At 36.4% G+C, this 12,337-nt stretch carries 15 protein-coding genes; all 15 read left to right on the forward strand.

Annotated features, from left to right (window positions below; all coding sequences use genetic code 11):
* The coding region (locus OCV67_RS03050; RefSeq protein ID WP_178084973.1) for an RHS repeat-associated core domain-containing protein at nt 1-1,141 on the forward strand (1,141 nt) is incomplete at its 5' end.
* Nucleotides 1,128-1,655: a hypothetical protein gene (locus OCV67_RS03055; RefSeq protein ID WP_147642394.1), complete on the forward strand. Its 528-nt coding sequence runs from the start codon at nt 1,128-1,130 to the stop codon at nt 1,653-1,655. The genes OCV67_RS03050 and OCV67_RS03055, both read left to right, overlap by 14 nt.
* 170 nt (nt 1,656-1,825) lie before the next feature.
* On the forward strand, nt 1,826-2,053 hold the full coding sequence (locus OCV67_RS03060) for a helix-turn-helix domain-containing protein (RefSeq protein WP_178084974.1): 228 nt from the start codon (nt 1,826-1,828) through the stop codon (nt 2,051-2,053).
* A gap of 248 nt (nt 2,054-2,301) precedes the next feature.
* Nucleotides 2,302-2,736 carry an RNA polymerase sigma factor gene (locus tag OCV67_RS03065; protein WP_147642396.1) on the forward strand — a complete coding sequence of 145 codons (435 nt, stop codon included), beginning with the start codon at nt 2,302-2,304 and terminating at the stop codon, nt 2,734-2,736.
* 696 nt (nt 2,737-3,432) lie between these two features.
* Entirely contained in the window at nt 3,433-3,594 is a 162-nt protein-coding gene (locus OCV67_RS03070) for an SHOCT domain-containing protein (protein ID WP_178084975.1), read from the forward strand.
* A gap of 79 nt (nt 3,595-3,673) precedes the next feature.
* Nucleotides 3,674-3,874 carry a hypothetical protein gene (locus OCV67_RS03075; RefSeq protein WP_147642397.1) on the forward strand — a complete coding sequence of 67 codons (201 nt, stop codon included), beginning with the start codon at nt 3,674-3,676 and terminating at the stop codon, nt 3,872-3,874.
* Nucleotides 3,871-5,205 (forward strand): recombinase family protein, encoded by a 1,335-nt coding sequence (locus tag OCV67_RS03080; protein ID WP_147642398.1) that lies wholly within the window; start codon nt 3,871-3,873, stop codon nt 5,203-5,205. Before OCV67_RS03075 ends, OCV67_RS03080 begins: the two co-directional genes overlap by 4 nt.
* A gap of 5 nt (nt 5,206-5,210) precedes the next feature.
* Nucleotides 5,211-6,149 carry a recombinase family protein gene (locus OCV67_RS03085; RefSeq protein WP_147642399.1) on the forward strand — a complete coding sequence of 313 codons (939 nt, stop codon included), beginning with the start codon at nt 5,211-5,213 and terminating at the stop codon, nt 6,147-6,149.
* Entirely contained in the window at nt 6,079-7,704 is a 1,626-nt protein-coding gene (locus OCV67_RS03090; protein WP_147642400.1) for a recombinase family protein, read from the forward strand. Before OCV67_RS03085 ends, OCV67_RS03090 begins: the two co-directional genes overlap by 71 nt.
* A gap of 56 nt (nt 7,705-7,760) precedes the next feature.
* Nucleotides 7,761-8,846, forward strand: coding sequence for an amidoligase family protein (locus tag OCV67_RS03095; protein WP_178084976.1), 1,086 nt, complete (start codon nt 7,761-7,763; stop codon nt 8,844-8,846).
* 10 nt (nt 8,847-8,856) lie between these two features.
* Nucleotides 8,857-9,336 carry a gamma-glutamylcyclotransferase family protein gene (locus OCV67_RS03100; RefSeq protein WP_147642402.1) on the forward strand — a complete coding sequence of 160 codons (480 nt, stop codon included), beginning with the start codon at nt 8,857-8,859 and terminating at the stop codon, nt 9,334-9,336.
* 54 nt (nt 9,337-9,390) lie between these two features.
* Nucleotides 9,391-9,672, forward strand: coding sequence for a hypothetical protein (locus OCV67_RS03105; protein WP_147642403.1), 282 nt, complete (start codon nt 9,391-9,393; stop codon nt 9,670-9,672).
* Nucleotides 9,673-9,708: 36 nt separating this feature from the next.
* Entirely contained in the window at nt 9,709-9,927 is a 219-nt protein-coding gene (locus OCV67_RS03110) for a hypothetical protein (protein WP_147642404.1), read from the forward strand.
* 466 nt (nt 9,928-10,393) lie between these two features.
* On the forward strand, nt 10,394-11,179 hold the full coding sequence (locus OCV67_RS03115) for a hypothetical protein (RefSeq protein WP_147642405.1): 786 nt from the start codon (nt 10,394-10,396) through the stop codon (nt 11,177-11,179).
* Nucleotides 11,176-12,096 carry a hypothetical protein gene (locus OCV67_RS03120; protein ID WP_147642406.1) on the forward strand — a complete coding sequence of 307 codons (921 nt, stop codon included), beginning with the start codon at nt 11,176-11,178 and terminating at the stop codon, nt 12,094-12,096. Before OCV67_RS03115 ends, OCV67_RS03120 begins: the two co-directional genes overlap by 4 nt.
* Nucleotides 12,097-12,337 lie beyond the last annotated feature (241 nt).

Consider the following 12,337-nt stretch of genomic DNA (forward strand, 5'->3'; position numbering starts at 1 on the left):
TATTAACCATGTCTGGGACGGCAGCAAGCAGATTGTTGCAGACGTAATTGATAACCAGTTCTATGAGGCTGACTGCTACATTCGCGGAACAAATCTTGTTGCGAAGTATAATTACTGCAACGGAAACAAGTCAGAGTACACCTATTATACACAGAACGCTCATGGTGATGTTGTAAATCTTACTGATTCAACGGGTGCTGTTGTTAAGAGTTACAAGTATGACGCTTTCGGTGTTGAGAAAGATATTGTAAATTCAGATACGAATGCTTTCCGTTACTGTGGTGAATACTATGACAAGGAAACTGCAACCATTTATCTGAGAGCGAGATATTATAACCCATCTACGGGTAGATTTATTTCAAGGGATAGTTTTGCCGGTAAAAATGAAGATCCGCTTTCTTTGAATAGATATACTTATTGCTGTAATAATCCTATTATTAATGTAGATCCGTCTGGTTTTTATAATCGAGAAGCTGCTGCACAATATGCATTAGATTATTCAGATGACCCAAATCCTGAATATATTGATTTAGGTTCTGATTTAAATTTAAGCGCTGTTAAAGGGTATATCGAATATTTTATGCTTTATGGTAAGAGAGCAGGGTCTGATTGTGCTAATTTTACTTCTCAAGCATTACATGCTGGTGATATTTCTATGAATGAAGATTGGTATTATGAATCGGAATATAATCAAAGCTTAAAAATTGATTATCCTTCATATATGCTTCAACCTATTCAACCAAATATATTTTTTAGTAATAAAAGTGGAGTAACTCATAGGCCAAAAGATTATAATTTTACAAATACCTGGACAGTGGCATGCAAGCAATATGAATACTTTTCTGATAAAAATAATGGCTACATTAATGGAAGTGTATTAAAAATGAATGGTGATGAATATAATACTATAAAACCTTTCTTAAGGTTCTATAATATTCAAAAAGGAGATTTGATGTTTTTTGGAAATGAAGATGGTATATATCATTCAACCATGATTACAGATGTTTTATATGATACTAAGGATCCTAATAGCAATAAAATTAAATATTCTGCTCATTCAAAAATCAGAACTAATAAGGAGTTATCAATTCCAGACGAAGATTATGTTTGTATAATTAGGATGAAAAATGATGCAAGTTAAATTTACTTTCAAGAAATATAAAACAAAAATAATCATAATTGCTTTAACCACTATATTGGTTGGCTTTATCTTGATGCAAATAAATACAAATTCTGTAATTCAAGAAATATATGATGCATTTTATTCTACAGATTGTTATGTGCCTGCAAGTTTAAGTAAATATTATAATAATCAAGATATTGATGACTATAATATTATTTTTGTAGATGATGATAAGTTTAATAATAATATAAAATCACATTTTAACGAGCTGCATGAATATAACAATAGTAATTATACAATTAACTTAGAAGTTAAAAGAGTATATACAATTCATGACTTTAAATCTGGTTATTTATGGATAAAATATTCTGTAGTAGTATTAGATAAAACCGGAAATATAATGACTTCCAGTAAAAACATACCTGTAAAGCTTAAGATAAAAAAGAATAAGTCTAATTGGGAGGTCATTAGAATAGATGAAAAGGAAGCATATTCTAATACAAAAGATTTTTTTGACTTTTGGACTATATAGAATAAAATAGTACTTAAGTTATGATTATATTCTGCAATAACATAATCTGATTTAATATAATAAAACTGAGTAAAACAAGCTTTCAAATCAATTTTTGTCCATTAAGGAAAAACATGAACGAAAAACCTAATTTCGGTCAGTTCATATCCGAGCAAAGGCATAAGTTATCTATGGAAAGTCAGGAACTCGCTAAGGTGATTGGAATCTTAAACGCATATCTATCTCAGCTTGAGAAAGGAATTCGCACTTACCCAAGCACTGGGCTTCTTGACAAAATAGCAAATATTCTGTGCTTGAATAAAACAGAAACATTTTTAAACTGTTTTTCTATTTATTTTCTCCGTTCTGCAATAAGTGGAACGGAGATTTTTTATACCTATACAAAATTTAATAAGTAATCAGAAAAAATGAGGATATAAATATAATCGTTTTGCAGAAATTACAAAGCGAAGTATTTTACATTCTTGTTTTGTATATTCTGATTAAAATGATTTTAGCCTGCGTACATAGTATGCGGGCTTTTTTATGTCCTCTTTTCTGAACACGAATAAAGGATAATAAAATGATCTTTAAATACAAATGGCTGTGCATAACAGCCAAATATCCATAGCCGACCTTTGATTTCAGATTAAACGGAGGTGAGGATATGAAGAAAAACACAGTTTGTGTTTATGACACGATTTCGGGCAAATGTGCAGAAGTTGAGGTAAGCGAAGAAGTTCGAATTCAATATAACAGAACAAAATGGGCTATTGAAAATAATAATAGTTCGTTCTATAACCATGAAATACAGTTTTCAGCGTTAATTGGCGGTAAGGATGGTGCATTTGAAAATTTCAGAGAATTCATAACTGAATATGATGATGTCGAGAAAAAGGCAGCTCATAAAATGCTTGTTGAAAAGCTTTATGACTGCCTTATTTTTTTGCCCGAATCAGAGCGTGAACTGATAGAAATGCTGTATTTTGAAAATAAAACGGAGCGTGAATGCGCAGAAATTTTATGTACATCTCAGCAAAATGTGCACAAAAAGAAAAGGAAAATTTTATGCAAGCTTAACAAACTTTTAGAAAAGGAATAAAAATATGGTTGTCAAAACGCTGTTTTCTTACCGTATACAAGCGAAAGGAAAAGTAATCCCTTTCAGGAAACTTGAAAATTGAATATACAGCATCGGGAAAACGTTAATCCTGCGGACGGTCAAAAAATCGTCAGCCACAGAAGCCATACGCCATGACCTCGAAAGAGAGAGCGAGAAATATGCAGCTTCAAGACTGAAACAGCTTTTCAGGGGCAATGAAACGCAGGAGGACAATGATACTTCCGTCCAGTCATAGAAACAAGCAATGAGGGCGGCTCCGGGAGAACCTCGGAGGGATGAGATTTCCATGAGATGAATACGCTGTTCATCGTTCCCGACGCTCCGCCGTGACGGTTGTTTTGAACAAATATCACGGAATCGTCTGAGAAATCGGACGAAGGCAAAACGTAAAGTTATACCGCACTGCTTTTGCTGTTTTTACAGAACAAATTTATGCAGTGCGGATATAACGCAAGTGCGGGAACAAACTTTACTGCATTTGCGTTATATATAAAAAATGGAGCGTGATAAGTTGAAAGAAAAATTAAGCTGGAATGAAATCAGAAATCTGATTTTAAATATAAAATCAAGTAAAAAGGAACATTACGGCAGTGATTGCCGAAAATGCGTCTGGGCAGATACAAGATCCGGAAAAATTTTGTGTTCCAGGTACAAATGCGTAAAGGAGAGAGGTCGATGAATAAGTATGGACAAGCCGAATATGCCTATGGGGTTCTTCAGCAGATTTCAGAGAAACTGCTTGCCGAAGGAATCCTGACAGAAGAACAATTGAAACAGCTGAATGCACTAAACAAAGAGGACTGCTTTAGTCGGTTCTGCACAGCTCTGGCGGCGTAATTTCGTTGAGTTTGGTGATACCAATTTTCTCAAGAAAGTGGTATTGTATGTAGTGAAAAAATAGATTGGAGGCGCTGATATGAATCCAAATGTGACTGTAATTCAGCCGACAATTGCAGCAGGACAAGAGCAGAAAATCCGAGTAGCGGCATATTGCAGAGTCAGTTCCGACTCCGCCGACCAGCTGAATTCGTTCATGGCACAGATGCGGTATTACGAAAATTTCCTTGCCGACAGTAAAACAAAACACTGGTTTCCGTCTATGCAGATGAGGGCGTGACCGGAACACGAATGGACAAGCGTGAGGATTTCCGGCGTATGCTCAAAGACTGCCGCAGAGGCAAAATCGACCGTATAATATCGAAGTCAATATCCCGTTTTGCCCGAAACACAAAGGAATGCCTGACCGTATTACGGGAACTGAAATTTCTCGGAATTACGGTGCTTTTTGAAAAGGAAAACATAGATACGGCAAACATGTCCGACGAAATGATGATAACTGTTATGGGAGGTCTGGCTCAGGAGGAATCGACTTCGATTTCAAAAAATTTAAAATGGAGCTATCAAAAAAGAATGAAATCAGGTCAATACATAACTTCCTGTGCGCCATTCGGATACAATTTAATTGACGGTAAGCTGTATATAAATGAAAGTGAAGCAAAAATAGTATCTGAAATATTCGACTATTTTCTAAATGGACATGGCATACAAAGTACAACTGAATATTTTAACGAAGTGTATGCACACATTAAAAAATGGTCATTATCAAGCATGAGATACTTATTAACAAATGAAAAATATATAGGCGATTCGATGCTGCAAAAATATTATACCCCTGATGAAATTGGTGCAAAACATCAGGAAAATAAAAATGCGGCTGATAAATATTATATTGAAAATACACACAAGTCAATTATTTCGAAAAATAAATTTTATGCAGTACAGAACTTATTGAACAGTCGGCGTACCTCTAAAATGTCGATTGGCTCATATCCACTGTCACAAAAGTTAAAATGCGGAACATGCGGATTACATTTTCGCAGAAAATTATGTCGTGGAATTGTTTACTGGACATGCAATAATCATGATAAACATGCCAGTATCTGTAATCAGAAACGAATCCCTGAAATAGCGATATATCAAGCTTTTATCTGCCTATATAATAAACTGAAATGCAATTTTAAAAGTATCTTCCCTTCCCTGCTTTCACAGCTCCAGGAGCTGAAAAACCGCAAATTCAGCGGCAATCAGCAGTACATGGAGATTGCAAAGGAAATCGCCAAACTCAAGGAGCAGACTCACGTCCTTGCCCGACTGAAAACAAAAGGATTTCTGGACGAGGCAAAGTACCTTGAGCAAACTGCGGAAATCAATTCCAAGATTAACAAACTCAGCCGTGAACAGCGTAAAATTGTGCGCTCCGACGATGAGGACGATATGATAGAGCAAATCAAGGATATCGCTTCAATAATTGAAAACGGAATCAATTTGATGACCGAATTTGACGAAGTTCTATTTGAAAGTCTGGTTGAGAAAATCATTGTGAAAGACCAAATTACGCTGGAATTTTATTTATACGGCGGTCTGAAATTTACAGAAAGGCTGGTGTAAAATATATGAAAAACAGAATAATCCCATTTGGCTATATGATGCAAAACGGAGAAATTCAGACAGAGCCAACCGAAAGCAAAGCAGTTCAGGAGATATTTAAAGCTTACTTAAACGGCAGTTCCCTGCTTGCAATTGCAAATCTGATGAGCAGCCAAGGCGTGTCATACAACGGCGTTAGCTCCGCATGGAATAAAAACATGGTAAAGCGGATTCTTGAAAATGAGAAGTATCTCGGCAGAAACGGCTATCCTGCAATAGTCGATGAAGATACGTTCCGCAGAGCGAATATGCGGAAGAAAATTAAATCGACTACAGTCGCCGAGATTTCAGAGGAACTTAAAGTAATTCGCAGTCTTACATATTGCACAGAATGCGGTCATCGAATTTCCAGAATCGGAGGCAATACTCGCTCTGAAAAATGGGACTGCCGCAATCCGGAATGCTCACGATTCAGCCACAGAATTACCGATCAGATGCTTATCGGCGCAATTTTAAATACGCTTAATACGGTGATTGCAAACCACGATTTGATTGACATAAATTCAGAAATCAGCGGTTATACGCCGAGTATTGAAGTAACCCGTCAGCAGAACGAAATCAGCCGCTTGATGGATACTCCCAATGTTGATTTTGAAATTGCGAAAGAAGAAATTTTCAGGCTTGCGGAACTGAAATATGACTGCTGCACCTACAGCGACAAACCTCAGAAAACAACGCAGTTAAAGGATATTCTGGAAAGCTGCGAACAATTGAATACGATTGACATCGGCTTGCTGAAATCCTGTGTTTCACGGATTCTGGTAAGCCATTTTTGTACCGTTGAAATCGAATTCATCAACGGCGTCACCATTAAAAATATTACAGAGAGGATAGATGAAAATGACCACAGCGCCCAATGTCAGGATAATTCCTGCGAAGCCGCAGACTGCGGAAAACAGGGATAAATACCATCAGCTCAGAGTGGCGGCATACTGCCGTGTATCGACAGAACAGGAGGAGCAGCAGAATTCCTATCAAGTTCAGATCGCATATTACACCGATTTAATCAACCGGAAAAAGGAATGGACTCTCGCTGGCATATTTGCCGACGAAGGGATTTCCGGCACCCAAGCGAAGAAAAGACCTGAATTTCTGAAAATGATCCGGCTGTGTAAGAAGCAGAAAATCGATCTTGTCATCACAAAATCAATCTCACGTTTTGCCAGAAATACCGTGGATTGCCTGGAATATGTCAGACAGCTCAAAGACTTAGGAATAGGCGTGATTTTCGAGAAAGAGAACATCAACACTCTGACCATGACCTCGGAATTTATGATTGCAATGCACGGCTCATTTGCTCAGGCGGAGAGTGAATCGATTTCCAAAAACGTCAGCTGGGGTAAGCAGAAAGCCTACGCAGAGGGCAAGGTTGCGTTCCAGTATTCCAAGCTGCTGGGCTACCAAAAGGGCGCTGACGGAAAGCCGGAAATCGTACCAGATGAAGCGGAAACAGTGAGGCTTATATTTGAGTTATTCCTCGACGGATATAGTCTCACAAGCATTAAAAATGCTCTTGAAATCAAAGATCTGCCGACTGCAACGGGCAGGAAAATCTGGAATCAGTCGCTGATTCAGAGCATTTTGAAAAACGAAAAATATGTAGGCGACGCTCTCCTGCAAAAGACCTTCACATCTGACTGCATCACCAAAAAAGTTGTGAAAAACAATGGCGAACGCCCCATGTATCTGGTGACAAATCATCATGCGCCGATCATCGACAGGGACACGTTTAATCGTGTTCAGCAGGAGCTTGCAAGGCGTTCCAGTAAACGAAAGATTTCTGATAAAACAACTACCGAGCAAGGCAAATACTCCGGTAAATATGCACTGTCTGAACTCCTTATCTGCGGACATTGCGGTACTCCTTACAGGCGGCAGATGTGGAAATCAAACGGTAATCGTTATGCCGTCTGGCGGTGCATAAGCCGTCTTGACCACGGCAAAAGGTACTGTACAGATTCTCCCACCATTCATGAGGACAAGCTTCATAAGGCGATTTTGCAGGCGGTAAATGAATATCTTGGCTGTCGGAATGAGATCGCAAAAATCCTGAAAGCAAATATCGGCTCGGTTCTGGAATGCAAAAATCAGCAGGAAATTCTGAATCTTGAGCAGAGGCTGAAGGATTTAGATAAAGCCCGAAACGACCTGATATTGCTGATTTCAGAGGGCGGATGTGACGAGGATACGCTTGATGCAGAATTTGCGAAAATTCATGCAGAGGAACAATCGGTCAATGAAAAGCTTTCGGAACTCCGAAAAAATGCAGAGATTTCAGCTGATACGCAGAGCAAAATTGACTCTGCAATGGAGGCACTGGAGCATGAAAAATTTGAACTTGATGTGTTTGATAACATCATAATCCGCAAGCTGATCGAGTGCATAAAAATTCTCAGTAAAACTGAGCTGCTGATTATTTTCAAGGGCGGCATTGGAGTGAAAGCTGAAATGGAAGAATAACGAAATATCGAGGAAAACGGCCTGCTTGCAGGTCGTTTTTTGTGGGAGATGATAATTTGTCAGGAAATTTTGAAGGAATAAAAACACAAAAATTCGGCGTGGAAATCGAGTGTACAGGTCTGGCCAGAGCTGCTGCTGCAAGGGCAATTGGAAAGGTTTTAGGCAAAACTCCGGAGCACTTCGGCGGTAGTTACGACAAATATTACATCAGCGATGATAAAGGAAGAAAGTGGTCTGTGGTTTACGATTCCAGCATCAGATGCATGGACAAAAGCGGTAATTCTGCGTCGAGAAATTATGCGGTGGAAATCGTCACTCCGGTGCTGGAATATTCCGATATACCGCTACTTCAGGAGGTTGTCCGTGCAGTGAGAAAAGCTGGTGGTGTAACCGGAGCGGATTACAATTGCGGAATCCATATTCACATTGATGGAGCGCCTTACACGGCCCAAAATCTGCGGAATTTGGTGAACATTTTTGCAAGCAAGGAAAATTTCCTGTTTGATATGCTTCAGGTTTCGCCCATGCGTGAAACCTACTGCCAGAAGGTAGACAGAGATTTTCTTGAAAGGCTAAACAGGCGAAAGCCCAAAACCATTGAAGAAATCCAGAAATTGTGGTACAGAGACGATATGAACGAGGTTCATCATCACTATTCATCAACTCGCTATAGAGCTTGCAATTTACATAGTTTTTTCGCAAACGGCCATTGGGAAATGAGAGCCTGCAACAGTTCTTTGCACGCCGGAGTTATCCGATCTTACGTGACGCTGGCGCTTGCAATTTCTAATGCTGCGCTGACGAAAAAATTTTGTTCTCCACACATTTCGGAAAGCGATAATCTTCGCTACAGCGCAAGAGTCTGGCTGATCAATTTGGGGCTGAACGGCGACGAATTCAAAAACTGCCGCAAGCATCTGATTTCACATCTGGACGGCTGCATTTCGTGGCGGCATCCGGAAGATGCAATCGCGCAGCGGGAACGGCTGAAACAGGAGCGTATCGCCACCCGTGAGCAGCATTTAAGCGAGGTTTCGGAGCAATGCGAAAACATACCCGATGAACCGGAAGAAGCCGTTACAAGCGATTTTGAAGAGGAATACGAGGAAGAAGAAAACATGGGATTTTCCATGTCGATGTAAAGGAGTTTTTATGAGTAAAAAGATTTTATACGCTGCATACGGCAGCAACATCAATCTGGAGCAGATGGCATACCGCTGTCCGAATTCCACAGTTGCCGGAACAGCGATGCTGAAAGGATATGAACTGCAGTTCCGGCATCATGCAACCGTTGAACAGAATGCTGATGCAGAAGTTCCAGTTTTACTGTGGGAACTGGATTCGCAGGATGAACGATTTTTAGATAAATATGAGGGCTGGCCGAAGTATTACCGCAAGGAAAGCATTACCCTCGAACTGAATGGCGAGTCTGTTGAAGCGATGGTTTACATCATGAACGGCGACAGACCGCTGGAATCTCCGACGGCACAGTATTACGACATAATAGAGCAAGGATACAGAGAAAATGGTCTGAATACAAGCTATCTGGAAACGGCTCTGGCGGAGGCGATTCAGTCGGAAAACCTTGAAATGAATGAGGAAATGCAGATTGGATTCGATATGATTTATTGACATTATATCATACGAATCAGGATAGGTCAATATGATTTGAAAGGACACGAAAGTATGTTATATCACGGATTTTATGTGAAATTTACTCCTCTGGAAAATATTCAGAGGGAGAAAAAAGACGGCAGTATCGCTCTTTGTGGCGGTTTTCAGATTGAAATTTTTTCCGACAGTTCGGAGAAAATTCCGTTGGATGCATTCACAGCAGCAGTTGGGCTTGAAATTTTGAACAATTCTGTGCAGGATGCGGAGCAGTTTGCAATGGATGTAATTGAGAGTGAGGAAAAGGAGTATTTGAAATTGTTGGAGGAATATGATAAGAATAATAATTCACCATGATGCTATTAGAGACATAAGATATATTGGGTGATAATTATGATAATGTGTGCTGCTGTTCTGAAAGTGAACGAGAACAGCTTGCTGGTCCGTGACAATGCCACGTCTCAGGAGGTTATTGTACACAAACCATGCGTATGTAAATTTCGTGTTAACGACAGGGTTGGAATTGTTTACAACGGGATAATGACTATGAGTATCCCTCCGCAGATCAACGCTTCCACAATATTCAGAATGCCTTTTAACAGATGTTTTTGATAGCTATTACAGAATGGGAGACAGTAATAAACAAACTGTCTCTCATTTTTTATGGTTAAATAAGCCGTAAAAAATTCTTATTATATACCGATTTTGTCATTTAGAGCGTTATTTTTGACATCTTTGTTTTTTATCCGGTATTTTATGCTAAAATAATACAAAGAAGTATATCTTTCGACAGAAGTAAATATTATTAATAATAGAGATCAATTTACAAAGCTTTTCGCTGGGACAAGTATTGCCGAACTTCAATATGAAAATATGCACAAAATACTTAATAAATTTTATATTAATTAGTAGAAAGTTAAATATACTTGACAAAAATTAACTGGAAACTATTGTAAATTTATTGGCTTTATTGTATAATTATATCAGATTATATACGCTAACGATTGATAATTGTATTTTATCAAGCATTGTGGTTCAATTTAAGATATAATATATTAATTTTTAGGAGATAATATTAATGATAAGTACATTACAAAAGAATTTAAAACATGACAATAACGCCGTTTTACCATGTCTTTTGCCATCAATGCATTCAACTTCATGCTTTAATGCTGAAGAAATTTACAAACAAAATAAGATAAAAGTTCAATTATGTGATAAATTTAAGAAAAAATTAGTATATTTTTTTTATGGGAAACCAGTATATAAAGTTGCACAAAACGAAACTCAAAGTCGCAGTGATAATTTATTATCACCTGTTTGTTTTATCGTGGATACAAAAAAGCTTCCAATAGAATTAATTATACCTTTTGATTCTGGTGCATACATATCAAAAAGGTATGATAATATTTTCCCTGATGATTTTATAAGTAAAGAAAAATTAGTGGAAAATTTTTCTTTGAATAATAATATAAATGCCATAAAAATTTTTATTAAAAATTTTTATGGTAACAATGAAAATTACTTATCTGGAATTTGTTGTTTTAATGATAGTTTAGCTTGTGAATGTTCAATTGAATCACTAATAAATTTGCTCAAATCTAGAGGGAATTTTAATTTTGATGATCGTGCAAAAACGGTAGAAATCATATGCAAAAAAGACATAAAATTAAATAAAATAATTAAGGCGATAATTATTCCTAATAATCATATTAATAATAAATATTTCCAGGATTTTAAAAAGAAAAATCCGCATGTTGAAGTAATTGTATACAAAACACATTATCCACTTTGCCCAGTTTTATTAAATGAAGCAGTATTTCAAAAGGCATATGACTATATAACAAAGGAGAATCTAATATGAATAATATAGTTTCCTGTTATAAGTTAGTTGGGTTTATAAATTTATATAATATTATTCCGGATTTTGTGTATCCAGTTTTTTCAGCACATAACAAATTTTACTTTCAGGATGGCAAATCAATTTTCATCAATAAATTTTATGAAGTTCAAACTGATTTATCGAACAAAATAATATTTATTAAGGATTTATTTATAGAAGAGTTAAATGATTCGACTATCCCAAAAATGTTTTGTCAAAATTCGCCAAGTGTTTACGCTTATCAGCAAAACAACGAAAAATATTTTATGGGTGATATAGTTTCATTTTATAATTTTATTAATAAGCAGTCTAATAATGATTTTATTATAGATTTTTTGATTGAAAATAAGCTTAATTATAATTTAGCCAATAATATGCATATTGAAAATTGGAACTGTAGATTAACTAATATGAGTTCAAGTTTTTTTCAAACTACCCCTTTATTTAATTATAAAAATAATATTAATGAAATTTTTTTGACAGCAACAGCACATTCATATTATAGTTATAGTACACATCCATTTAAGCGAAATTATGTATTCAAAGTTGACGATGACTATTTTAAGCTTGATGTAAAAATAAACATTAAGTTATATGATACCTTTTGTAAATTGATAGATGAATACGCTGATATATGTATAGATATCTCTTCAGAAAATCAAAAAATTGAATTTGTAGAAAAGCTGCTTAAGAAAAAAAAGTGGTTACTTTCACCTACACAATATAAAATAATTATAAATAAATATGGCAAAAATTATTTGTCTCGTAACGAAGGCGCTTATGCGATAAATGATTTAGATTTAAAAGAGGAAAACACAGCATTATTTTTACTTAATAATTTTTTAATGGATGTTATAGAAGATAAAAATATAAATACTTTTGATAATATTTATAGATGATACGAGTTATTCAATCTGAACTATATTATCTAAGTATGTCTTATACTTAGATACAGTGACAGACAATTGTAATGATCAATTAGTGTATTTAAAGAAATAAACTACTACTTTTCCTATTCATCTATTTCATAGTCACAAGACATATTGTGACTATAAAAAAGATGAATAGTCCGCAAAGTCCGTAGCTACGGGTTTTTTTGCTACTCTGACGGTGAAAAATCAAGCTTAAAAACCATGGATG

The organism is Porcipelethomonas ammoniilytica (assembly GCF_025567485.1).
In the GTDB taxonomy this organism is placed as follows: Bacteria; Bacillota; Clostridia; order Oscillospirales; family Ruminococcaceae; genus Porcipelethomonas; species Porcipelethomonas ammoniilytica.

What these genes read in the sequence shown, in the direction of transcription:
- OCV67_RS03075 (WP_147642397.1), top strand. Translation starts at nt 3,674, where the DNA reads ATGAATCCAAATGTGACTGTAATTCAGCCGACAATTGCAGCAGGACAA.
- OCV67_RS03100 (WP_147642402.1), top strand. Translation starts at nt 8,857, where the DNA reads ATGAGTAAAAAGATTTTATACGCTGCATACGGCAGCAACATCAATCTG.
- OCV67_RS03085 (WP_147642399.1), top strand. Translation starts at nt 5,211, where the DNA reads ATGAAAAACAGAATAATCCCATTTGGCTATATGATGCAAAACGGAGAA.
- OCV67_RS03065 (WP_147642396.1), top strand. Translation starts at nt 2,302, where the DNA reads ATGAAGAAAAACACAGTTTGTGTTTATGACACGATTTCGGGCAAATGT.
- OCV67_RS03110 (WP_147642404.1), top strand. Translation starts at nt 9,709, where the DNA reads ATGATAATGTGTGCTGCTGTTCTGAAAGTGAACGAGAACAGCTTGCTG.
- OCV67_RS03070 (WP_178084975.1), top strand. Translation starts at nt 3,433, where the DNA reads ATGAATAAGTATGGACAAGCCGAATATGCCTATGGGGTTCTTCAGCAG.
- OCV67_RS03090 (WP_147642400.1), top strand. Translation starts at nt 6,079, where the DNA reads ATGAAAATGACCACAGCGCCCAATGTCAGGATAATTCCTGCGAAGCCG.
- OCV67_RS03120 (WP_147642406.1), top strand. Translation starts at nt 11,176, where the DNA reads ATGAATAATATAGTTTCCTGTTATAAGTTAGTTGGGTTTATAAATTTA.
- OCV67_RS03105 (WP_147642403.1), top strand. Translation starts at nt 9,391, where the DNA reads ATGTTATATCACGGATTTTATGTGAAATTTACTCCTCTGGAAAATATT.
- OCV67_RS03060 (WP_178084974.1), top strand. Translation starts at nt 1,826, where the DNA reads ATGGAAAGTCAGGAACTCGCTAAGGTGATTGGAATCTTAAACGCATAT.
- OCV67_RS03055 (WP_147642394.1), top strand. Translation starts at nt 1,128, where the DNA reads ATGATGCAAGTTAAATTTACTTTCAAGAAATATAAAACAAAAATAATC.
- OCV67_RS03115 (WP_147642405.1), top strand. Translation starts at nt 10,394, where the DNA reads ATGATAAGTACATTACAAAAGAATTTAAAACATGACAATAACGCCGTT.